This is a genomic window from Deinococcus sp. LM3 (assembly GCF_002017875.1).
Classification (GTDB): Bacteria; Deinococcota; Deinococci; order Deinococcales; family Deinococcaceae; genus Deinococcus.
Genome location: NZ_MUFV01000001.1, coordinates 2,454,196 through 2,475,996, shown reverse-complemented (window position 1 = coordinate 2,475,996; position 21,801 = coordinate 2,454,196). Strand labels below are relative to the sequence as shown.

Annotated in this window: 24 protein-coding genes; 9 read left to right on the top strand and 15 right to left on the bottom strand. The window is 69.7% G+C overall.

Going from position 1 to position 21,801, the window contains the following annotated elements; all coding sequences use genetic code 11:
* Nucleotides 1-22 precede the first annotated feature (22 nt).
* Both BXU09_RS11645 and BXU09_RS11640 read left to right on the top strand, forming a co-directional pair.
* Nucleotides 23-736, top strand: coding sequence for a VWA domain-containing protein (locus BXU09_RS11645; protein ID WP_078302846.1), 714 nt, complete (start codon nucleotides 23-25; stop codon nucleotides 734-736).
* Entirely contained in the window at nucleotides 733-2,304 is a 1,572-nt protein-coding gene (locus BXU09_RS11640) for a hypothetical protein (RefSeq protein ID WP_240501200.1), read from the top strand. Before BXU09_RS11645 ends, BXU09_RS11640 begins: the two co-directional genes overlap by 4 nt.
* A gap of 155 nt (nucleotides 2,305-2,459) precedes the next feature.
* Here the strand turns inward: BXU09_RS11640 and BXU09_RS11635 are convergent, their stop codons facing one another.
* From BXU09_RS11635 to BXU09_RS11620, 4 genes are all read right to left on the bottom strand, one after another.
* A complete protein-coding gene (locus BXU09_RS11635; RefSeq protein ID WP_078302843.1) occupies nucleotides 2,460-2,885 on the bottom strand; it encodes a hypothetical protein in 426 nt (141 codons plus the stop codon).
* Between the two features lie 80 nt (nucleotides 2,886-2,965).
* On the bottom strand, nucleotides 2,966-3,331 hold the full coding sequence (locus tag BXU09_RS11630) for a hypothetical protein (RefSeq protein ID WP_055362274.1): 366 nt from the start codon (nucleotides 3,329-3,331) through the stop codon (nucleotides 2,966-2,968).
* Nucleotides 3,295-4,890 (bottom strand): PLP-dependent aminotransferase family protein, encoded by a 1,596-nt coding sequence (locus BXU09_RS11625; RefSeq protein WP_240501198.1) that lies wholly within the window; start codon nucleotides 4,888-4,890, stop codon nucleotides 3,295-3,297. Before BXU09_RS11625 ends, BXU09_RS11630 begins: the two co-directional genes overlap by 37 nt.
* Nucleotides 4,866-5,174 carry a hypothetical protein gene (locus BXU09_RS11620; protein WP_078302839.1) on the bottom strand — a complete coding sequence of 103 codons (309 nt, stop codon included), beginning with the start codon at nucleotides 5,172-5,174 and terminating at the stop codon, nucleotides 4,866-4,868. Before BXU09_RS11620 ends, BXU09_RS11625 begins: the two co-directional genes overlap by 25 nt.
* A 92-nt stretch (nucleotides 5,175-5,266) precedes the next feature.
* On the opposite strand from BXU09_RS11620, the gene BXU09_RS11615 reads away from it, so the two are divergent.
* Entirely contained in the window at nucleotides 5,267-5,443 is a 177-nt protein-coding gene (locus BXU09_RS11615) for a lipopolysaccharide assembly protein LapA domain-containing protein (protein WP_078302836.1), read from the top strand.
* 84 nt (nucleotides 5,444-5,527) lie between these two features.
* On the opposite strand, the gene leuB is transcribed toward BXU09_RS11615, so the two are convergent.
* The 5 genes from leuB to BXU09_RS11590 form a co-directional block, all read right to left on the bottom strand.
* Nucleotides 5,528-6,586 carry a 3-isopropylmalate dehydrogenase gene (gene leuB / locus BXU09_RS11610; protein WP_078302833.1) on the bottom strand — a complete coding sequence of 353 codons (1,059 nt, stop codon included), beginning with the start codon at nucleotides 6,584-6,586 and terminating at the stop codon, nucleotides 5,528-5,530.
* On the bottom strand, nucleotides 6,579-7,145 hold the full coding sequence (locus BXU09_RS11605; protein WP_078302829.1) for a 3-isopropylmalate dehydratase small subunit: 567 nt from the start codon (nucleotides 7,143-7,145) through the stop codon (nucleotides 6,579-6,581). Before BXU09_RS11605 ends, leuB begins: the two co-directional genes overlap by 8 nt.
* A gap of 84 nt (nucleotides 7,146-7,229) precedes the next feature.
* Entirely contained in the window at nucleotides 7,230-8,480 is a 1,251-nt protein-coding gene (locus tag BXU09_RS11600) for a hypothetical protein (protein WP_078302819.1), read from the bottom strand.
* 70 nt (nucleotides 8,481-8,550) lie between these two features.
* Nucleotides 8,551-9,171 carry a LysE family transporter gene (locus BXU09_RS11595; protein ID WP_240501196.1) on the bottom strand — a complete coding sequence of 207 codons (621 nt, stop codon included), beginning with the start codon at nucleotides 9,169-9,171 and terminating at the stop codon, nucleotides 8,551-8,553.
* 39 nt (nucleotides 9,172-9,210) lie between these two features.
* The gene (locus BXU09_RS11590) at nucleotides 9,211-10,497 is read right to left on the bottom strand and encodes a homoaconitate hydratase family protein (RefSeq protein ID WP_078302812.1); all 1,287 of its coding nucleotides are present in this window, start codon (nucleotides 10,495-10,497) and stop codon (nucleotides 9,211-9,213) included.
* A gap of 335 nt (nucleotides 10,498-10,832) precedes the next feature.
* On the opposite strand from BXU09_RS11590, the gene BXU09_RS11585 reads away from it, so the two are divergent.
* Nucleotides 10,833-13,373 (top strand): hypothetical protein, encoded by a 2,541-nt coding sequence (locus BXU09_RS11585; RefSeq protein WP_078302800.1) that lies wholly within the window; start codon nucleotides 10,833-10,835, stop codon nucleotides 13,371-13,373.
* A 79-nt stretch (nucleotides 13,374-13,452) separates the two neighbouring features.
* Here BXU09_RS11585 and BXU09_RS21195 read toward each other — a convergent pair whose 3' ends face one another.
* Entirely contained in the window at nucleotides 13,453-13,818 is a 366-nt protein-coding gene (locus tag BXU09_RS21195) for a hypothetical protein (protein ID WP_205684144.1), read from the bottom strand.
* 233 nt (nucleotides 13,819-14,051) lie between these two features.
* Between BXU09_RS21195 and sdhC the strand changes: the two genes are divergently transcribed.
* From sdhC to BXU09_RS11555, 5 genes are all read left to right on the top strand, one after another.
* Nucleotides 14,052-14,408 (top strand): succinate dehydrogenase, cytochrome b556 subunit, encoded by a 357-nt coding sequence (gene sdhC / locus BXU09_RS11575; protein ID WP_055363019.1) that lies wholly within the window; start codon nucleotides 14,052-14,054, stop codon nucleotides 14,406-14,408.
* Nucleotides 14,408-14,785, top strand: coding sequence for a succinate dehydrogenase hydrophobic membrane anchor subunit (locus BXU09_RS11570; protein ID WP_055363020.1), 378 nt, complete (start codon nucleotides 14,408-14,410; stop codon nucleotides 14,783-14,785). Before sdhC ends, BXU09_RS11570 begins: the two co-directional genes overlap by 1 nt.
* Before the next feature lie 34 nt (nucleotides 14,786-14,819).
* Nucleotides 14,820-16,571 (top strand): succinate dehydrogenase flavoprotein subunit, encoded by a 1,752-nt coding sequence (sdhA, locus tag BXU09_RS11565; protein ID WP_055363021.1) that lies wholly within the window; start codon nucleotides 14,820-14,822, stop codon nucleotides 16,569-16,571.
* Nucleotides 16,572-16,629: 58 nt separating this feature from the next.
* Nucleotides 16,630-17,394 carry a succinate dehydrogenase iron-sulfur subunit gene (locus tag BXU09_RS11560; protein WP_055363022.1) on the top strand — a complete coding sequence of 255 codons (765 nt, stop codon included), beginning with the start codon at nucleotides 16,630-16,632 and terminating at the stop codon, nucleotides 17,392-17,394.
* Between the two features lie 89 nt (nucleotides 17,395-17,483).
* On the top strand, nucleotides 17,484-18,863 hold the full coding sequence (locus BXU09_RS11555; RefSeq protein WP_078302787.1) for a cytochrome P450: 1,380 nt from the start codon (nucleotides 17,484-17,486) through the stop codon (nucleotides 18,861-18,863).
* Between the two features lie 4 nt (nucleotides 18,864-18,867).
* Here BXU09_RS11555 and BXU09_RS11550 read toward each other — a convergent pair whose 3' ends face one another.
* From BXU09_RS11550 to hemB, 5 genes are all read right to left on the bottom strand, one after another.
* Nucleotides 18,868-19,218 carry a hypothetical protein gene (locus BXU09_RS11550; RefSeq protein WP_240501195.1) on the bottom strand — a complete coding sequence of 117 codons (351 nt, stop codon included), beginning with the start codon at nucleotides 19,216-19,218 and terminating at the stop codon, nucleotides 18,868-18,870.
* Nucleotides 19,215-19,709, bottom strand: a complete 495-nt coding sequence (locus BXU09_RS11545; protein ID WP_078302778.1) for a hypothetical protein — start codon at nucleotides 19,707-19,709, stop codon at nucleotides 19,215-19,217. Before BXU09_RS11545 ends, BXU09_RS11550 begins: the two co-directional genes overlap by 4 nt.
* A gap of 188 nt (nucleotides 19,710-19,897) precedes the next feature.
* The gene (locus tag BXU09_RS11540; protein WP_078302776.1) at nucleotides 19,898-20,200 is read right to left on the bottom strand and encodes an antibiotic biosynthesis monooxygenase; all 303 of its coding nucleotides are present in this window, start codon (nucleotides 20,198-20,200) and stop codon (nucleotides 19,898-19,900) included.
* Between the two features lie 17 nt (nucleotides 20,201-20,217).
* Complete coding sequence (locus BXU09_RS11535; protein WP_078302773.1) at nucleotides 20,218-20,757, bottom strand: cyclin-dependent kinase inhibitor 3 family protein; 540 nt, start codon at nucleotides 20,755-20,757, stop codon at nucleotides 20,218-20,220.
* A complete protein-coding gene (gene hemB / locus BXU09_RS11530) occupies nucleotides 20,754-21,758 on the bottom strand; it encodes a porphobilinogen synthase (RefSeq protein WP_078302770.1) in 1,005 nt (334 codons plus the stop codon). The genes BXU09_RS11535 and hemB overlap by 4 nt, the downstream gene beginning before the upstream one ends.
* Nucleotides 21,759-21,801: the final 43 nt, after the last annotated feature.

Here is a 21,801-nt window from a genome sequence, read left to right as displayed (position 1 = left end):
CCGCCTGCCCCCTGGAGTGCCCATGCCCGTAACCCCTGCCCTGCTGTCCGCCCTGCTCCTGCTGTCCACCCTGTCCCTGCCGGTTCCGGCCATGAGTGCCTCGACGCTGCTGGGGCTGTCCACGCCGCCGCTGCACCTGACGGTCGCGGTGGACATGACCGGCAGCAGCAAGAACCCCGCCTTCCGGTACGCGGATCAGGCGCGGCTGCTGGCGCAGAGCGTGATGCTCAACCAGCTGCGCAGCGGCGACACCCTGACCCTGCTGCGCGTGTGCGAAGGCGTGCAGACCGTCGCGGACTTCACGTTCAGCTCGAAGAACGGGGCGCGCATGGCCCGGGCCGACATCCTGCGCTACACGACCGCGCTCACCAGACCCTGCACCGGGCGCGGCAGCGCCATCACGGCCGGACTGACCCAGGCCTCGAAACGCGCCGCGCAGACCGCGAAGGTGAACGACGTGGTGGTGCTGTTCACGGACGGCGCGCTGCTCGACGACCCCGGCCGCGCCGGACTGGGCACCGTGACCCGCAAGCTGCTGGGCGCCAGGACCACCCGGACGCTGTTCGTGGCAGGCCTCAGCCCGGAAGCCGGGGCGGGCGGCGTGTCGGTCCGCGACTCGTTCGTGAAGGCGCTGGGAGCCTCGGCCAGTGACCGGCGCGTGCTGCTGGCCGGCGCGTACGACCTGTCGAACGTGTACCCGACCTTCGCGTCGGCCGTGAAGGCGGCCCGCCGGTGACCCGCCCAGGCGACCCCACCCGACCGGACGACACCAGCCCCCCGACCCGGCCCCTGTCGCGCGTGACGCTCAGCGGGCCGGACCTGGGCACCGTGGACCTGGAATTCGAGGGGGACACTCCCCCGGACGGCGCGACGACGGCCCGCACCGAGGTAGCCAGCGCCGAGGTAGCCCGCGCCGACCTGAGCAGCACCGACGGTGGCAACACCGATGCGGGCAGCACCGACGTGCCGGACTTCGACCCGCGCCTGTACGAGGCGGCGCTGCCCCGCCCGGACCCGCTGAGTGCCGAGGCGTTCCTGCCGGTCCTGGCACCGGCGCAGTTCGCGGCGCTGCTGGACGACCTGCGCGGCGAGCTGAGCCTGGTGCCGGACGAGGCGACCCGCGCGGCCCTGCACAGCCGCGCCCGGCTGCTGGCGCTGAACGTCGAGGGGTACCGCGTGAACCACGAGCAGGCGCGCTCGGCCCTGACCCGCGTGCTGGCCGAGACGGGCGTGGGCGTGCGCAGCAGCTGGGAGCGGCAGCAGGAGCACCTGAACTTCATGAACGCCGCCAGCGGGGGCGTGGAACGCGACTACGAGGCCGCGACCGCCGCCATCGAGCAGGCGCGCGCCCACCGGTTCGAGGCGCTGGTGAGCGTGGGCGCCCGCCCGGACACGACCGGCGCCGAGGACCTGTACACCCAGCAGGCCGTCATGACCCTGGCCCGCGAGGGGCACGCCATCCGCCCCCCCGAGCAGAAGAGCGGCAGCAAACGGGTCTTCAATGCGTTCGCGGTGTTCAGCAAGTTCTTCGTGGGGATCATCAGCGGGGTCAGCATCAACCTGCTGTTCAACCCGGAGTCCCGCCTGTACCTGACCCTGATCGCCCTGACGGCCGGGGTGATGTTCAGCGTGCTGCTGCTGTGGCTGGTGGATGAACTCGCGTACCGCGCCAAACTCGCGCCCGGCACGCCCGGCATGGCCCACCCGCGCGCGTACACGGCGGGCATCCTGGCCGTCACGGCGCTGTACCTGGGCGTGGAGGGCTTCCTGAACTGGGACGGCATCCTGCGCGTCACGGCCGAGATCGCCGCGAACGCCGCGCAGCAGGGCCAGCTGACCGACCTGAGTGCCCTGCCCGAGACGGACACCGCGCCGCCGCACTGGTCGCTGCTGACCTTCACGCTGGCGCTGGTGGGCATGGCCGCCGCCGCCGCCCTGGTGCAGGGCCGCGAGCGTGCCCGCGCCGTACTGGAACGCGAACGGCTCGCGGCGCGCGTGGCGGAACTCAAGGCGCAGGGCACCCTGGAAAGCGCGGCCCGCGCGGCCGACCACGTCACGTACCTCGAACGGGCCCGTGACCGCCTCGCCCCGCCGCGCGACGTGACCAGCCCCGACCACGCCCGCCTGAACGAGCGCGTCCTGAACCACTGGGAGCAGGAACGCGACTCGCAGGTGCAGGGCATCAGCGCCCGCCTGCTGGCCGAGGCGCAGGGGCTGCAGGCCACCCTGGAAGAGTTCGCGGCGCAGGTGCAGGCCGCCCGCTTTCCCCGGCCGCGCCGGGGCCTGCGCGCCCTGCTGGGCTGAGCGGCGCGTGGCCCGGCGGGCTCCTACGGATTCCGTCTGTTTCGCTGACAGATCGGAACACCACCGATCTGCCAGCTCCACGTCCGGAACCCGTTTTCTCCTGCTCGCTCCGCTCGGATTGAACGGCTTTGCAAGCCATTCAATCGGAATCCGTATCAGCCGAGGCGGCCCAGCAGATCGTTCATGTCTGGCGGCCCGTTCGTGTCCGGCCGGTCGTCCATCCCGGCGGCCGCTGGCGGGGGCAGTTCCCGGTCAGTGGGGCGCTGCGCCGCCTGAGTGCCGACCTGCGTGAGGGTCAGCATGCGAGCCATGACGGCCCCCTCGTCCGGGCGGATGCCGTCCAGGTGGCGGCGGGTCACGGCGTACAGGTGCACGCTGACGCTCATCTGGTCGCGCGGCTGCGGCGCGAAGTGCCCGTGCGGGTCCAGCAGCACGTCCGACGCCGGGTAGAAGGTCGCCCAGCGGCGCGCGCGGGCCAGCACGGACGGGCTGAAGGTGACAGTCACCCCCTCCAGTACGGCGGCGACAGGCTGGTCGTCCGGTGAGACGGGCAGCAGGTCGGCGACGGGGGCGGCGGTCATGAAGCCCCCAGGCTAGCGAGACCCGGACAGGGCGTCTATGAGAAAATCGTGAAAGGCGGGGCGGCGGGTCTGTCTGGCGGTTACTCGCGCGCCTCTTTCAGGTCCATCGTCCCGGTGAACTTCGAGAACTCGACGATCAGCTGGTACCTGCCTTCCGGGCCGGTGGTCATGACGTTCAGCCCCCAGGTCCCTTGCGGGCAGGCCTGACCGGCCACCTGAACACCTCTGGGGTCCAGCAGGCGCACGGTGGCCGTGCCGGAACGCACGTCGCAGGAGCCGCGCACGCCGATCATCTTGCGGTCCTCGAAGACGTTCAGGCCGTAGCGGTTCTCGCCGCTGGCGTTCAGGAGGTAGGTGGGCGTCAGGGTGACATACCCGAAACGCAGGCCGAACGTGAAGTACATCAACGTCAGGACCAGGGCCAGGGCGGCGAGCAGCAGTCGCATTGCGCGCAGTCTACCGCGCAGGCCGGGGGAATGCGCGCCGGGTTGCCGCTCATGCCCCCGGCCGGGGGGCGGGCCAGCCGGTCAACGCGGATCACGCAGGGCCGCCCCGAGTCGCCGCGCGCCGTCCCGCAGCTGCTCGGGGGCAGGCCCGCGAAGGCCAGCAGCACGGCCGGTGCGTGCCCGCCCGCCGCGAGGGGCGAGACGGGACTGAGGGCCACGCCCTGCGCGGCGGCGCGCTGCAGGACCTGTTCCTCGGTCCAGGGGGGCGGCAGCGGCAGGTACAGGTGCAGGCCCGAGGCGACCGGCGTGACCGTCCAGCCGCTCAGGGCGCGGCGCAGTTCCGTGACCAGCGTCTCCTGCCGGTGCGCGACGGTGCCGCGCGCGCGGCGCAGGTGGCGGGCGTACGCGCCGGAACCCAGCACGTCGGCCAGGGCCAGGGCGTCCAGACGGCCCGGCAGGCGGTCGGTCAGGGGGCGGGTGCCGGTCAGGACGCGCAGCACGCCGGGCGGCGCGACCAGAAATCCGCTGCGGGTCACGGGGGCGAGGCTCTTGCTGAACGAGCCGAGCAGGATCACGCGGTCCGGCGCGAGCCCCTGCAGCACGGGCGGTGGCCGCGAGGTCAGGTGCAGGTCGGCGGCGTAATCGTCTTCGAGGATGAAGGCGCCGGCGGCGGCGGCCCAGGTGATCAGGGCCTGCCGGCGCGCGGCGCTCAGGCTGACGGCGGTGGGGTACTGGCAGCCGGGCGTGACGTACACCAGGGTTGCGCGGCGGGGCAGGTCGTCCGTGCGCAGGCCCCCGGCGTCGACCGGGACGCCTGTCACGTCCGCGCCGGTCGCGGCGAGCGCGGCGCGCGCCCCGGCGTAGGTGGGGTCCTCGGCGGCGGCCAGCCGGCCCGGTTCCAGGAACACGCGGGCCAGGGCGTCCAGCGCGGACTGCGTGCCGCCGGTCAGCATGACCATGTCCGGCGTGACGCGCGCGCCCCGCTCGGCACTCAGGTACGCGGCCAGCGCGCGGCGCGTCTCGAGCGGCCCCAGCGGATCGTGCGGGTGGGCGTGCGTGACCTGTGCGGCGCGGCGGGCCAGTGCCTGCGTCCACGCGGCTTCCGGGTACAGGTCCGGGACGGGCTGCCCCACCCGGAAATCCACGGCGAAGGTGTCCCCGCCGGCCTCCGGCACCTGCCCCTGCAACGCGCGGACCGCCCAGGCGCTCAGCGGCAGGGCCGGGGCAGTCACGCGGTTCGGGCCGGGCAGCGCCGGGACGCTGATCACGGTGCCGCTGCGGCCGCGCGGGCGCACGTAGCCCTCGGCGTGCAGCTGGGTCAGGGCGTCCACCAGCGTGTTGCGGGACACGCCCAGGCGCTGCGCGAGGCGGCGGTGGCCGGGCAGGCGCGTTCCCTCGGGCAGGCGGCCGTCCAGCACGGCCTCACGCAGGGTGCGGGCGGCCAGGGCGTGCCGCGTCTCGCCCGGACGGGCCGGCGCGAGCGTCAGGTCGGGCGTGACCTCCTCCGTGTCTAGAGTGGCCGTCTCCGGCGGGGTCAGCGGAACTCGCGCTCCAACCACGCGCGCTGCCCACCTTCGGCCGTCAGGGCCTGTCCGGCCAGTTCCAGGAACCGGTCGCGGGCCGCCCCGGCGTCGTCGGCGCTCAGGCCGTGCGCGGCCGGGTCGGCCAGCAGGGCGCGCAGCAGCGGGAAGACCGGCGTGTCCGGGTGCAGGGTGCCGCGGACGGTCACGTCCGCCCGCCACCGCAGCAGGTAGTCCAGCGCGTACGGGCCGGGTTCCAGCACGCACCCACCGGGGTACGGAATGCGGGCCGGGGCGGGAAAGGTCACGGCGGGGTCGCTCATGCCCCCAGCATGCGCTGCGTGAAGCGTTCCTGAACAGGGGCCGTGTGGCAATTGAGGCAACGCCCGCCCGGCGGGGCTCCTAAGCTGCGGGTATGCCTGCACTGGGACTCCCCGAACTGCTGTTCGCCCTGACCGTCCTGAGTGTCACCCTGGGCGTGGGCGCACTCGTCTACTTTCTGATCGGTCAGCTGGGCCGGGCGGGTCGCCGCGCCCGCCTGCGGGAACTGGAGCGGCGCATCCAGCAACTGGAACGCGAACGCCTGCACTGACCGGGGCAGCGGCAGGGGGCAGTCGGAAGGGGGCAGGAGGTCCAGTCTCCCCTGCCCCCTTCCGGCCGCGTGGTCCTGGCGCGGTTACCCGACGGCGGGCGAGCTTTCCAGAGCGTTCAGGACGGCGCGGGTGAAGGTCTGCGTGTCGGCCGTGCCGCCCAGGTCGCGGGTGGGCTGGGCGCGCAGGGCCAGCGCCACGGCCCGGTCGATCTGGTTGGCGGCGTCCGGGCGTTTCAGGCCGTGCCGGAGCAGCATACCGGCGCTCATGATGGCGGCGGCGGGGTTGGCCACACCCTTCCCGGCGATGTCGGGGGCGCTGCCGTGAATGGGTTCGAACAGGCCCGCGCCGTCGCCCAGGCTGGCGCTGGGCATCAGGCCCAGGCTGCCGGGAATGACGGCAGCGAGGTCGCTGAGGATGTCCCCGAACAGGTTCTCGGTGACGATCACGTCGTAGCGGCTGGGGTCCGAGACGATCAGCATGGCGACGCTGTCCACGTACTCGTGGTTCAGGTGAATGCCGCGGTAGTCGCGGTCACGCAGGGCGGTCACGTCACGGCGCCACAGTTCGCTGACTTCCAGCACGTTGGCCTTGTCCACGCTGGTGACGCGGCCCCGGCGTTGCTCGGCGGCCCAGAAGGCGACCTTCGCGACCCGCTCGACCTCGGCGGTGGTGTAGCGCATGGTGTTGTAGGCGGTGTCGCCGTCAATCTTGCGGTCGCCGTCGAAGTACACGCCGCCCAGCAGTTCGCGCACGATCAGGATGTCCACGCCGCGCGCCAGTTCGGGCTTCAGCGGAGACAGGTGTTCCAGGCCGGGCTGCACGCGCACCGGGCGCAGGTTGGCGTAGCAGCCGAGCGCCTTGCGCAGCGCCAGCAGGCCGCTCTCCGGGCGCAGGTGGCGGGGCAGCAGGTTCCAGGCGCTGTCCTGCGCGCCGCCGACCGTGCCCAGCAGCACCGCGTCGGCGTCTTTCAGGGCCTCGCGGGTGGGCTGCGGGAACGGGTCGCCGTGCGTGTCGAAGGCCACGCCGCCGATCAGGTGTTCCTCGATGGTCACGTCGGGCGCGACCTCGCGCAGCACCTGCACGGCCGCCGCCGTGACCTCCGGGCCGATGCCGTCGCCGGGCAGGGAAACGATCTTAGGCATGCTGCTCCTCCTGGCCGGGGTGGCCGTGACCGGCCTGCGTGGAGTGGGCGTCCAGGGTTTCGGCCTCCAGCGCCGCCTGGTCGTGCTCTTTCATGTATTCCAGCCAGCCGCCGGCCTTCTGCACGTCCAGCGCGAACTGCGGGACCGGCACGAAGGTCAGGCTCTGCCCGGTGCGGGTGTTGGTGATGGTGCCCGCCGTGAGGTTCAGGTCGGCGGGGTCGCCGTCCTGGAAGGCCTGCACGATGCCGTCGCATTCCAGCGCCAGGAAGCCGTTGTTGATGGAGTTGCGGTAGTAGATGCGCGCGAAGTTCGGGGCGATCACGGCCGCCACGCCCGCGCCGCGCAGCGCCCACACGGCGTGCTCGCGGCTGGAACCGCAGCCGAAGTCCGCGCCGGCCACGATGATGTCGCCCGGCTGCACCCGTTTCACGAAGTTCTTGTCGTAGTCCTCCATGGCGAACTTGGCGAGTTCGCTTTCCACGTCGGTGGTCAGGTGCCGGGCGGGGATGATCTCGTCGGTGTTGATGTGGTCACGGCCAAACACGTGCACGGTGGTCATGGGTGCTCCTTGCGGTCGGGACGCGGCGTGCGGCCCCGACGCGGGTTCGAATTCAGGTCTCGGTACGGTCAGCTGCTGGCACCGTCAGTTGTCGTCCAGGAAGGGGCGGAGTTCCTCCGGGAGAACCTCGTCGTACAGGTCGCGCCAGTTGGTGCCGTCGAAGGTGATGGCCGACTCGATGAACGACTGCGCCAGCGGGTCCGGGTCGTCCAGGGCGTCCAGGGGAATGTCCAGCAGCACCGCGACGGGCACGGGCAGCTCGGCGTCTTCCGGGACGACCAGTTCGTGTTCGAAGGTCTGCGTGATCAGTTCGCGGGTCCACTGCGCCCACTCGGCCGGGTTCCCGGCCCCGGTCTCGAGCAGCAGGTCGGCGCGCAGGCGCTCGCCGTGCTCGGCGGGCACGTCCTCATCCACCCATTCCACCCGGCCGTCGGCGAACACCTGAACGGGCACGGTCTCCACGTCCAGGAAGTCCGGGAGGTCCAGGGCGTCCTCGCGGGCCTCGCCGTCCGGGTCGGCATACGAGATCCAGGCTTCGCCGTCGAGGCTGTAGCTGCTGGCCTCGCGGTTCACGGTGACTTCCACGTTGCCCAGCGTGGCGAACGCCATGTTCAGCGGGGATTGCAGCGGCGCGGGCTGCCGCAGTTCGAAGGCCACGCGGCGCGCGACCGGCACGGGGTCGGTGTCGTCGCCGTCGGTGGCGTCCAGGTGGGTGTCCTGCCAGCCCTGCCCGGTGTCGCCGTGCCACTCGCGAGCCAGCGATTCGAGCATGTCCAGCAGTTCGGCCGGGGGTTCCGGGTCGATGTCCAGGCGACCCTCACGCCACTGCTCGGCCACGTAGGTCGCGACGACCTCGCCGCCCAGCGTGGCGGCCGGGTGTTGCAGCAGGAACTCCATGGCGCGGCGGGGGTCCATGTTCACGGGGAACGCGTCCCATTTCACGCCGTCGGCGGAGTGCTGCACCTCGCGCAGGCGGACCGCGCCGCCCTCGACCGGCAGGAACCGGCCGGTGGTCTCGCTGCCCTCGCCGACGCGGCCCAGCGCCAGTTCACCGCTCAGGCGGCGCAGCGCCGGCACGGGAATGGACTGCACGTCCTCGGCGGTTTCCAGAAAGCGGTCCACGCGGCCGTGCATGACATGCAGCGTGCGGTACTGACTGTCCCACGCGGCCCCGTACGGCTGCGAGAACCGCAGCGCGCCCGCGATCAGCTCGCGCAGCGCGGCGTCCTCGGGGGCGCGCGTGAAGGTCAGCGTGCCGTCCGCGTCCATGGTCGCGTCGAAGGGGTGCACGGTGGGCATCAGGCCCAGTTGTTTACGTCGTTTTGCTTCGCCCATAAGTTCACCCAGCTTACTCGCGCGCAGCGGGCGCACGTGAGGTCCGCGCCCCGGTCCGGGCGCCGGCGGTCTACTCGCGCGAGGCGAGCAGCAGCGTCCCGAAGCCCAGCATCAGGCTGCCTGCCACGCGGTCCACGCCCCGGCGGGCACGCAGGTACGCGCCCTGCATGGACGCGGTGGACATGCCCAGCGCGACCAGCGCGAACCAGCCCAGGCTGAGGCCCACGATGATCCCGAACGCCGCGAGTTTCACGCCGCTTCCCGCGTCGGTGCCGAGCACGCCGCTGAACACGCTGCCGAAGAACACGGCGGCCTTCGGGTTGGCGATGTTCGTCAGGAACCCGGCGCGCAGGGCGGCCAGATCACTCAGGGGCGCCTGGACGGGCGCGGCCTGCGTGTCTGTCCGGGCACTGCTGCGCCACAGGCTGTAGCCCATCCACAGCAGGTACAGGCCGCCCGCCACGCGGATCACGCCGTGCACCCACGGGAACGCCTCGAACAGCAGCCCGATGCCCAGCAGCGCCAGCGACGCCCACACGCTGATGCCCAGCACCACGCCCAGACCCGCCAGCAGCGCCGCGCGCCGCGTGCGGGCCAGCGCCGTCTGACTGACCAGCAGCACGTCCGGTCCCGGCACGATCAGCACCACGGCGTGCAGCGCCGCCACCACCAGCAGAATGTTCAGGTCCACGTTTCTCCCCTCCCCCTCACGGCCCCCGGCGACCGGCGTTCAGTCGGCGGCGTTGATGGTGTCGTTGTACTCGCGCGGATCGCTGATGAAGCCCGACACGGCGCTCGCCGCGACGGTCGCTGGGCTGGCGAGGTAGATCTGCGCGCTCGGGTCACCCATGCGGCCCACGAAGTTCCGGTTGCTGGAGCTGATGCACACGTCGTCCGGCCCCAGCACGCCCGAGTGCATGCCCAGGCACGCGCCGCAACTGGGGTAACTGACGCTCGCGCCGGCCTCCACGAAGATCTCCAGCAGACCCTCCTGCGCCGCCTGCTTCCAGATCAGCTGCGTGGCGGGCACGACGATCATCTGCACGCCGTCGGCGACCCGGCGGCCCTTCAGGATGCGGGCCACGTCCCGCAGGTCCGTGATGCGGCCGTTCGTGCAGCTGCCCACGTACGCGTGCGTCACGGCGATCCGGTCGCTGCCCGCCACGCGCCCGTTGCTGGGAATGTGCGGGTACGCCACGGTCGGCTCGACCGCCGAGGCGTCCACCTCGATGACCACCTTGAAGCGCGCGTCGGCGTCGGACTGGTACTCGGTGTACTGCCCGGGCGTCACGCCGCGCGCCGCCATGTACGCCCGCGTGGTGTCGTCGACCGCGACGATACCGGTCTTGCCGCCCGCCTCGATCGCCATGTTCGTCAGCGTGAAACGGCCCTCCATGTCCAGGTTGTCGATGTACTCGCCGACCCACTCCATGACCATGTAGTTCGCGCCGTCCGCACCGATGCGCTTGATGACCTCCAGCACGATGTCCTTGGGCGTCACGCCCGGCTGCGTCTGGCCCGTCACGCGGATCAGCATGGTCTCGGGCACCTTGAACCACACCTTCCCGGCGTAGATGGCGCCCGCGAGGTCCGTGCTGCCCACCCCGGTCGCGAAGGCCCCCAGCGCACCCGCGTTGCAGGTGTGGCTGTCGCCGCTGACCAGCGTCTGCCCCGGCTTCATCAGGCCCGTGTTCTCCAGCACCACGTGCGCGATCCCGCCCCGGCCCACGTCGTAGAAGTGCTTGATGCCCTTCTCCTGCACCCAGCTCTTGAGCTTCTGGTACATCTTCGCGGCCTTGATGTTCATGGCCGGCACGCTGTGATCCGGCACCGCCACGATCTGATCCGGGTTGAACACCCGGTCCATGCCGCGCTCCTCCAGCATCCGCAGGGCCGCCGGAGTCGTGATCTCATGACACAGCACCCAGTCGGTCGCGCACTCGATCAGCTGACCCGGCACCACCGCGTCATGCCCACTGTGAGCCGCCAGGATCTTCTCTGCAATCGTCATTCCCATACCACTGCCTCCTCAAGAAACGCGCCCCCGGCCGCTGCGAGAGCTACCGGGGGCGAACACTGAACGCTGGGCCGCGCTCAACGCCCCACACGAAGAAGAAGCCCCACCAGGGACGCTCCGACCCGCACAGAACCGCTGAACATGCCCCGAGCATACGCCACCCCCCACACGCAACGGACAGGTGGTGTAGATAGGCGCCGGACAGCCCGCTGGGACGAGCCGGCCACCCCAGGGTGCCACCGAATCTGACGAGGTCTTCATCAAGCGGGGGTGCCGTGACAGAAGCGCAAAAACCCAGCGAAACCCCGCCATCACCATTAGAATCCTGAGTGCACATGAAGACCCTGAAACTCCCCGCCGCGATGATCAGCCTGACCGCCCTGCTCACCGCCTGCCCCTCTACTACAGACACCGGCGGCGTGACACCGCCCTCACCCGGCAGCGCCGTGCAGGCCACGCGCATGACCGGCACCGTCACGGACGCCCCCGCGGCCGCGACCCGCGCCGTTCTGGTGAGCGGTGGCGATTACGACTTCGCCAACACCGGCACCGTCAAGGGTGGGGTGCTGGACCTGCCGCTGACGGCGGCTCCGGACAAGAGGAACATGTTCAACCTGACCTCGGGCGGGGGCTGCACCTTCACGGGTTCGCAGACCAGCAACCCGTCCGTGGCTCTGTTCACGGACGTGGAACTGTTGAGCGAGAAGATCGATTCCCTCGCGTTCGCCACCGAGCAGATCGTGTCGGGCGGCACCGTACCCGGCAGTCTGGTTGCCCGTCTGTACAGCGCTGCGGCCGCCACCGTGAAGGGCAACCTCCTGTGCGCTTACCCGGACGGCACAAAGATCACCGTGTCGCTCGACGTGGTCCTGAACTCCGGCTGGAACGCCCTCGAGTACGCCGGGACCAACTCCACGCTCACCCTGCGCAGTCTCGGCAGTGGCGTGCGCTCTACCCTTAAGGCCACGGCATACACGCCGTCCGTGCTCGTCAGCCTGGGCAGCGACGTGAAGATCACGTCGGACGCCGGGGTGTCGGTGCCTGCACGGCTGTACCAGGAAGGCGGGTACACCGGGCAGGTCAGCCTCAGCACCGACGTGCCCGGCCTGACCATCGAGCCGTCCACCGTGAACCTGACCGCCACGACGCTTCAGAGCGTGCAGGCCCAGGCCACCGCCGCCTACCTGAAGAACCTGGGAGTCAGCCCGCAGCGCCTGGATACGGATCTGACCTTCAAGTACAGCGGCCAGGATAACTACTCGGGTTCATTCCGAGTGATCGTCAAGGACACCACCGGCAAACAGGTGGGCGGCGGCTCGGGCAGCCTGGAAATCCGCAAGCCCGGCCTGACGATCGGCACCTGCGGAAGCAGCTACCTGGAGCTGTACCCCAGCAAGACCGCTTCCCTGAACGTGTGCGGTTACAGCGTCGGGAACTTCAGCGGGCCGGTCACGTACTCTGCCACGGGCTTGCCGGCGGGGGTGACCGTCACGCCCGTCACGCAGACCCTGAACGGCTCCTCGTACCTCAGCCTGGCCTTCAAGAGTGACGCGACCCTGAAGCCCGGCACGTACCCGATCACCCTGACCGCCGACGGGGGCACCGTGAAAGCGTCCGCCTCCGCGGAATTGAGGGTGCCTGCACCGACCGTGAACATTGCCGTTTCCAGCTCGACCTACTACGGCCAGCAGATCTACCAGGGCGGCACCGCCCAGCTGAACGTGGACGTGAGCACCCAGAACGGCTTCAACGGCCAGACGACCCTGACCGTCACGGGCCTCCCGGCCGGTGTGACGGCCGCCCCGAAAACCGTGACGGTCACGCCGGGTAGCACCACGACCACCGCCATTACCCTGACCGCCACGGCCGACGCCGCACTGGGCAACAGCACCATCAAGGTCACCAGTCCGGACCAGAGTGCCAACTCCTACGGCGCGGAGACCCAACTCTCGGTGCGTCCCGCACGCGCCGCGCTGGGAACGTCCGTCGAAGGAGCGGTCGCTGCGTCCAGCGGCCTGTGGGCCGTGACGGGCAGTCGTTACGACTCCAGCGTCTCTGCCTACCAGTACGTGGTGACCCGGTTCACGGCCGACGGGAAGGTGGCAGCCACCGGATCCGTCACGTCGCAGAACAGCCTGCGCCTGATTGAAACGGGCGGCGGCGTCATTGCCTACAAGGGATCCGGCGTGGCGCCGTCCCTGATCTCGGACGACGGCACCGTGACCAGCCTGCCTGCGGTGAACTTCTCCCTGTCGGATGGCTTCACCCGCAGAACGGACGGGCAGGGGCGCGTGTGGTTCGTGGAGACTGTCAGCACGGGCATGGGGGGCTCGGCCACTTCCCTGAAGACGTGGGTCCCGGCGACCGGCGTGGTTACCACGGTCGACAGCTCTGCCAACTACGGCTCCAGCTCCTATGACGCTCCGCTGACCATGGGCGCGGACGGGAAGACCCTGATCTACCTGGGTGGTTACTCGGGCGACGCTCTGAAAATCGATACGGCCACTGGCGCCGTCACCAAACTGGATCTGCTCAAGAGTAGCGGCGCGACCTCGGCGGCCGTCGCCGCCGACGGCACCGTCTGGTTCAGTGCGTATGGCCAGCTGGCCCGTCTGAACGCGGACAGCACCGTCACCAAATTCACATCCATCCAGGCGGGCACGCTGACCGGGTTCGACCAGAGTAGCCCGGCCGTGCTGTGGGGCAGCGACACCAGCAACGTGTACCGGATCAATACGGCGGGTACTCCCTCGGCCGTCACCGTCAGCCTGGGAAGCATCCGCAAGACACTCCTGAACGCCCAGGGCGGCGTGCAGGTGGTCACCACTGAGTACAACGGCAACGGCACGAACTACTACCTGTCGCAGCTGAAGTAAGCTCCACTGCTCAGTAAAGGCCGCACCCCAGATTCCGGGTGCGGCCTTCCTGTCTGTATGTACGGAGCGAGGTCGCGCGTTACTGCAGGTCGAAGTCGATGACGGGCGGCGCTTTGGGGGTTTCCCCGGCCGGTTTGTCTTGCGGCTGGTCGCTGGGCGGGGCGGCGCGCTGCACGTTGGGGATGGCGACGGGGGTGGTGCGGTCCATAGGCTGGTGGGGCTGGCCGGGTTTGACCCACTGGGTGCCGGGTGCGGCGGGGCCGGGGGTGCGGCGGGGTGGGGTGGGGTAGGCGGCGTGGCGGGCGGCGCGGATGATGCCGTCGACTTCGGCTTTGCTGAGCAGGCCCTTGTGTTCGAGGGTGCTGAGGATACCGAGGACGAGTTTGCGGGTGAATTCCGCTTCGGCCTGGGGGTCTTTGGGTGGGGTGGGGGTGGGGCCGGTCATGCGGTTCAGGGTAGCGCGGTAAGGTCTGTGCTTGCACCTCACGCGGTGACATCGGGTGTTCCGGTTCTCCGGCCGTGGGGTGGGTGCGCTCTGGCGGGGTGGTGTTAAACTGGGCGCTGTCTGAAAGAGTGGTGTGAATGGTCACCCACACGGCTTACCGTTCGCCCTAGTGTGTGGTGGGGTGGCGGCGCCTTGAGAACAGAAGGGTTTAGACGTCGAGGAGGACTGGGAGAATGTACCGAGGAAGAGAGGGGCAGTGGGCGTTCCTGCTTCACCGCCTGTCCGGGCTGGCAATTCTGGCTTATCTGATGCTGCATGTGTTCAGCATCGGGTCGTTCATTTTTGGTGAGCGGTTTTACATGGTGATTCACGAGACGTACGATCTGTGGCCGTTCCGGATCGGGTTGCTGTTCGTGACGGCGGGCGTGGTGTACCACGCGTTCAACGGGCTGCGGATCATCGTGATGGACTTCACGGGCTTCGGCGTGGCGTACCAGCGGCAGATGTGGTACGGGGTCCTGCTGATCAGCGTGGCGGCCTTCGTGTACGCCGCGTGGACGCTGTACCCGCGTCTGATGGGAGGCTACTGATGATTCGTGCCCGGACGTTCACGGACGCGCGGCAGCAGTCGCACAGCAACGCGGAGCTGAACTGGTGGATTTTCATGCGGATCAGCGGGTTGATCCTGGTGTTCCTGATTCTGGGTCACATCTACATGACGTTCATTCAGGTCAGCGAGTCGGACGCGACCTTCGACGCGGTGGTCGCGAAGCTGGCGAACCCGGCCTGGAAGTTCTATGACTGGCTGATCCTGGCACTGTCGCTGATGCACGGCGCGAACGGCGCGCGGTATTCCATCGAGGATTACGTGCGGTCCCGTCCGAACCGGGCGTGGGTGAAGGGTCTGTTCTATACCGTGGTGGCGCTGGTGTTTGCGTTCGGCACGGTGGGTCTGTTCTCGATCTGATCCTGCCTTTGCGGGCAGGTGGTAAAGGATAAATATGCATCATCGTTATGACGTGCTGGTGGTGGGAGCGGGGGGCGCTGGCCTGATGGCCGCGCTGTACGCTGCCAAGGGGAACGTGTCTGTGGCCTGCATCAGCAAGCTGTACCCGACGCGGTCGCATACGGGCGCGGCGCAGGGCGGGATTGGCGCGGCGCTGGGGAACGTGCAGGAAGACCACTGGGAATGGCACATGTTCGATACCGTCAAGGGCGGCGATTACCTGACCGATCAGGACGCCGCCGAGGTGTTCTCCAAGGACATCATCGACGCGGTGTACGAGCTGGAGCACATGGGTCTGCCGTTCTCGCGCACGCCGGACGGGAAGATCGCGCAGCGTAAGTTCGGTGGTCACACCCGTGATTTCGGGAAGGCGGCCGTGGAGCGAAGCTGCTACGCGAAGGACCGCACGGGTCACATGATCCTGCAGACGCTGTACCAACAGAACGTCAAGGAAGGCACGACGTTCTTCAACGAGTTCCACGTGACGGACCTGCTGATCGAGGATGGCCGTTGCCGTGGCGTGGTGGCGTACGAGCTATCGACCGGGGAACTGCACACCTTCCACGCGAAGGCCGTGATTCTGGCAGCCGGCGGGTACGGGCGCGTGTTCAAGATCACCAGTAACGCCCTGACCCTGACGGGCGACCTGATGAGCATCTACTACCGCAAGGGCCTGCCCCTGGAGGACATGGAGTTCTACCAGTTCCACCCGACGGGTCTGGCGAAGCTGGGCATCCTGGTCACGGAAGGCATCCGTGGCGAGGGCGGCATCCTGCGGAACGACAGTGGCGAGCGGTTCATGGAGCGGTACGCGCCGACCATCAAGGATCTCGCGCCGCGTGACATCGTGTCGCGCTCGATCATCACCGAGATCCGTGAGGGCCGTGGCGTGGGCCGCGACAAGGACGCCGTGAACATCGACCTGACGCACCTGCCGCGCGAGGTGATCGAGGGCAAACTGGCCGAGATCACCGACCTGGCGCGCACGTACCTGGGCATGGACCCGGTCAAGGACCTCGTGCCGATCCAGCCGACGGCGCACTACGCGATGGGCGGCATTCCCACCGACCTGAACGGCCTGTGCCTGAGTGACGGGAACGGCGGCAGCGTGGAGGGCCTGTACGCGGCCGGTGAGCAGGCCTGCGTGTCGCTGCACGGCGCGAACCGCCTGGGCACGAACAGCCTCGGGGACCTCGTGGTGTTCGGTCGCCGCGCCGGGATCTACGCCGCGCAGTACGCGCGTCAGGTGGAATTCCCGGACATGCCCGAGAACCCCCAGCGTGAGAGCGTGGACCTGTTCGACCGTCTGCGCAACAGCAGCGGCAAGGACAACGCCGCCGCGATCCGCAAGGAACTGCAGGAATCCATGATGAACAACGTCGGGATCTTCCGGAATGGCCCCGACATGGAAAAGCAGGTCGGGATCGTGCAGGAACTCAAGGCGCGTTACGCGAACGTGGGGGTCAGCGACCCCAGCCGCCGCTACAACAGCGAACTGATCGAGGCGATGGAACTGGGCTTCATGCTCGACTGCGCCGAGGCCATGACCGCCAGTGCGCTCAACCGCACCGAGTCGCGCGGCGCGCACGACCGCGAGGACTTCACGACCCGCGACGACGAGAACTGGCTGAAGCACACCATGGCGTACAAGGACCTGAACCGCGAGGGTCAGGTGCAGATCGGGTACAAGCCCGTGTCGCTCAAGGGCTTCACGCGCGCGTTCGAACCCAAGCCCCGCGTGTACTGACCCGCACCCTCACCCACTCGGGCGGCGTGCAGGACAGCGCCGCCCGGAAGGAATCTCAATGACCCAGACCCACGCACCGACCAGCGCCGCGCCCGTCTCTGCGAGCGTGCCGATGATGCAACTGAAAGTCAAGGTCCTGCGCTTCGACCCCGAAAAGGACAAGAAGGCGCACTGGACCACCTACGACGTGGAAGCCCAGGCGAGCGACCGCGTGCTGGACGTCATCAACCACATCAAGTGGTACATGGAGCCCAGCCTGACCTTCCGCCGGTCGTGCATGCACGGCATCTGCGGCAGCGACGCCATGCTGATCAACGGCCGCAACCGCCTCGCCTGCAAGACCCTGGTGCGCGACGTCGCCAAGAGCGGCGGGACCATCACGGTAGAACCCATCCGTGGCCTGAAGGTCGAGAAGGACCTGCTGGTGGACATGGAGCCGTTCTTCGACTCGTACAAGGCGATCATGCCGTACTTCATCAACGAGTCCCCGGCCCCCGCCGCCGAGCGCATCCAGTCCGAGGAAGAGGCCGAGCGCATGGCGCACTCCAGCAACTGCATCCTCTGCGCTTGCTGCACGACCTCCTGCCCGATCTTCTGGGTGAACGGTTCGTACCTCGGCCCGGCTGCGATCGTGCAGGCGCACCGCTTCATTTTCGACACCCGTGACGAGGCCACGCAGCAGCGCCTGGGCATCATGAACCAGAACACCGGCGTGTGGCGTTGCCGCACCGCGTACAACTGCACCGAGGCGTGCCCGCGCGACATTCCGATCACGCAGCTGATCGAGGAAGTCAAGCGCGCCGTCATGTACGGTCAGGCCTAAGCCGAGGCCCTCCTTCTGGACTTCAGCCCCGCCCCGCCCGACGGCAGGCGGGGCTTTCTCATGGGCAGCGCAGACGTGTACCGTGGGGCATGACGAACGCCCCGTACCCGACCTCCCCGCGCGTCATTCCCACCGTGTCCGGGCCGCCCGTGATCGGCAGCATCACGCAGCTGTACCCGCACCGGCTGCGCGCCTTCCTGACGGCCGCGTACCGCGAGCACGGCCCGGTGTTCAACGTGACGGGCCTGGGGCAGACGTACACGGTGCTGGCCGGGCCGGAAGCGAACGTGTGGACCGTGAAGGAAGGGCACCGTCACCTGCGTTCCCTGGAGGCGTGGCGGCCGAACGATCAGGCGTTCGGGGTGCAGCGGTCCATGATCAGCGTGGACGGCGACGAGCACCGCACCTTCCGCCGGACCGAGTCGCGCACGTACGCCCGCTCGTACCTGGGCGCGAACCTGCGCCGCGCGCTGTCTGTGACGGCCGAGGACCTCGTGCCGCTGCGCGCCGGGGATGACCTGCAGGTGGCGCACTGGTGCAAGGCGGTGATCACCGAGCAGCTGGCGCGGGTGGTCGTGAATGGCACGGCCCGCCCGTACCTGAACGACCTGCTGAGCTTCGTGCAGAACACCCTGATGGTCCGCGTGACCCGGCAGCGCCCGCCGCTGGTCGAGCAGTTGCCGGGCTTCCGGCGGGCGCGGGCGCGGTCCCTGGGCATGGTGGAAGCGCTGATCGAGGAGCACCGCCGCGTCCCAGCGGAGCAGGCCGGCCGGGCACCGGACCTGATCGATGACCTGCTGGCCGCGCAGGCCGCCGACCCGGCGTTCTGGTCGGACATGGACCTGCGCATGGCGACCATGGGGGCGTTCATCGCGGGGATGGACACCGCCGCGAACACCCTGGCGTTCGTGCTGTACCGCGTCGGGCGGCACCCGGAACTGGTCCCCGCTCTGGTTGCGGAAGCCGACACCGCCTTCCAGGACGGGCCGCCCAGCATGGAGACCCTGGGGGGACTGCCGCACCTGCACCGCTTCGTGATGGAGTGCCTGCGGCTGCACCCGATCGCGCCCGCCATGACCCGCACGGTCACGCAGGACTTCGAATTCGCGGGCGTCACGGTGCCGCAGGGTCGGCGGGTGATCATCGGCACGACCGTCCCGCACGGACTGGACGGGTGCTTCACGGACGCCGACCGCTTCGACCCGGAACGCTTCGCGCCGGGCCGCATGGAGCACCGCCGCCCCGGTGCGTTCGCGCCATACGGGCTGGGCACGCACATCTGCGCGGGCAGCGGCATGGCCGAGGGCCTGATCATGCTGAACCTCGCCGCGATCCTGCGCACCCTGGACCTGCGCGGCAACCCCACCTACGTGCTGCGCGAGGTGGCCCGCCCCACCGCCACGCCCGACGACCGCCTGACCCTGCGCGTGAACGCGGTACGGCACCCGGCGGTCAGTCTGCTCGCCTGACGCGCTACGCGGTCAGCGGTTCGAGGCTCTGGACTGGCTTCCCGGTCTGCCGCGCGTACGCGATCTCCCGGCGGGTAGAGTCACCCACGTACCCGCCGGGGTTGATGACGAGCGCCTCGTCCGCGAGGTCGATCTTGCGCAGGTGCAGCGCTCCGAGGCGGTCCAGCGCGGCCTCCCGCTCGGCGCTGTTCAGGTGTGCCAGGGCGTCCTCGTCCCGCTCTCTGTGGCTCCCGACACTCAGGACGATCCGGCCCGCCAGCGTTTCGGCCAGCGACGCCGCATCGAACTCGGTCAGGAAGCGCACGCTGCCGCACAGGCACACCACGCGCGGCCTCTCCCCCGCCAGTGCGCTCAAAATTGCAGGGCGTATCGGGTACCCGCGCCGTCGAAGCACTCGCCGATGCCGCGTTGCTGCGCGTCCACGGTCAGGGTGCAGGTCAGCAGGGCGGGCGGGTCGCCCTCGGCGCGGGCGATCAGGTTGCCGGTGTGGGCGGGCACCGGGCGGCCTCCCTCGACGCGGGTGCCGCCGCCCGTGACGGTGCTGCCGTCGCTGCCGTTGCTGGCACCGAACGCCACGCTGAAGCCCAGTCCGCCGGGCAGGGCGCCGCCCCCGATCAGGTACGTGCGGCCCGTGTAGGTGCGCCCACCGATGCGGATGGTGGCGTTGTCGGGCGCGAAGGGGTCGCCCACGCGCGGTGTGAGGGTGCCGCGCGTGAAGGTCACGGCGCCTTCCTCGCCCGTGCGGGCGTTCACGATCCGCCCGGTCTGTGGGGCGGTCAGGGCGGGCGCGCACGCGCCCAGGGCAGAGGCGAGCAGGGCCGCGCCAAGCAGAGCATGGAGCTTCATGCGCCCAGTGTAGCCCCGCCTGCGGGACAGGTCATACGGACTCCGATTGAATGGAATGCAAAGACCGTTCAATCCGAGCGGACTCGTAGAGCTGCGCCGCAGAGCGAGTGGGAGAAAAACGGGTTCCGGACGTGGAGCTGGCAATCCGGTGAAGTTCCGGATTGTCAGCGAAACAGACGGAATCCGTATCAGCGGGCGACGACCTCATGGATTTCCAGGACGTTCGGGCCGCTGAAGGCGTCCTTCGGGAGGGTGCCGCTGCGGGCGTGGCCCTGCCGGAAGGCGTCGCTGGTCGTCCAGGCCTCGAAGGCCTCGCGGGACTCCCAGAAGGTCAGGACCACGAAGGGTTCGCCGTCGCGGGTGGGCCGCAGGACGTGGTTGGCGATGAAGCCGGGCATGCCGTCCACCAGTCCGGCGCGGTCGCGGAAGCGTGCCTCGAAAGCGTCGTGGTACTCGGCCTTGACGTGGATGCGGTTGGCGACACTGATCATGGGTGACCTCCGTGCCCTCAGCGGGCGAAATCGTGAATGAACTGCTCCTGCTGCGGCGTTTCGATGGCGTGCGGGCTGCGGGTCTCCCGGACCAGGGCGATGGCGTCTTCGGCGTCCAGGCCCGCCTGCACGAGCAGGCACGCGGCGCTCAGGCCCGCACGGCCCAGGCCGCCCCGGCAGTGCACGACGACGCTGCGGCCGTTCAGGAGGTAGGTCATCAGTTCGTCGATGTACGCGGCGAAGTCACGCGGGTCGTGCGGGGCGTGCCCGTCCGGGATGGAGTACGGCGCGACTTCCAGGCCGAAGGTGTCGGCGGCGCCGTGGTAGTCCTCCAGGCCCAGCATGTGGAACTCGTGGTCTTCCAGCAGCGGCGCGATGACGGTCGCGCCGTCCTGCGCCAGGGTGCGCATGTCGTCGGTCAGGTCGCGGTCGTGCGTGACGCCCGGCTGGTACACGCTGCCGCCCTTCTTGCCCGGCGCGAAGGTCAGGCCCAGGCGGCCGGGCCACAGGCCGGTGGGAATCCAGTCCACGCGGATGGGGTTGGTGGCGCTGGTCACTTGCGGGCGTCCTCGGCGATCCAGCGGGCGGCGTCCATGGCGTGGTACGTGATGATGGCGTCCGCTCCGGCGCGCCTGAAGCCGGTCAGGGTTTCGAGGACGGTGCGGCGTTCGTCCATGAATCCGGCGGCGGCGGCGGCCTTGATCAGCGAGTACTCGCCGCTGACGTTGTACGCCACGACCGGCAGGTCGAACTCGCGTTTCAGGAGGCTCAGGACGTCCAGGTACGCCAGGGCGGGTTTGACCATCAGGGTGTCGGCGCCCTGCTCGGCGTCCAGGCGGGCCTCGCGCAGCGCCTCGCGGTAGCCTCCGGCGGGGTCCATCTGGTAGGTGGCGCGGTTCCCGACGCTGGGGGTGGACCCGGCGGCGTCCCGGAAGGGGCCGTAGTAGGCGCTGGCGTACTTCACGGCGTAACTCATGACCGGGACGTGCGTGAAACCGGCGGCGTCCAGTGCGGCGCGGATGGCGGCGACCTGTCCGTCCATCATGGCGCTGGGGGCCACGACGTCCGCTCCGGCGCGGGCCTGCGAGACGGCGGTGCGGGCCAGCAGGTCCAGGCTGGGGTCGTTGTCGACCGTCCAGGCGTCCGGGCCGCTGTGGCCGGGCACCTCGCACAGCGGGCCGCAGTGGCCGTGGTCGGTGTACTCGCACAGGCAGGTGTCGGTGATGACGCTGATGCCGGGCACGCTGGCCTTGATGGCGCGCGTGGCCCGCTGGATGATGCCTTCCTCGGCGTAGGCCTGGGTGCCCAGGGCGTCCTTGTGGTCGGGAATGCCGAACAGGATCACGCTGGGAATCCCGAGGGCCAGCGCGTCGCGGGCCTGGGTCACGGCACTTTCGATGCTGTGGCGCTGCACGCCGGGCATGGTGGCGATGTCGGTCACGGTGTCGCGCTCATGCACGAAGATCGGGTGGATGAACTGCTCGGGGTGCAGGTGCACTTCGCGGGTCAGGGCGCGCAGGGCGGGCGTGCGGCGCAGGCGGCGGGGACGGTCTTGCATGCGCCTACGCTAGCGCGCGGGCGCCGGGACGAATGCAACGCGC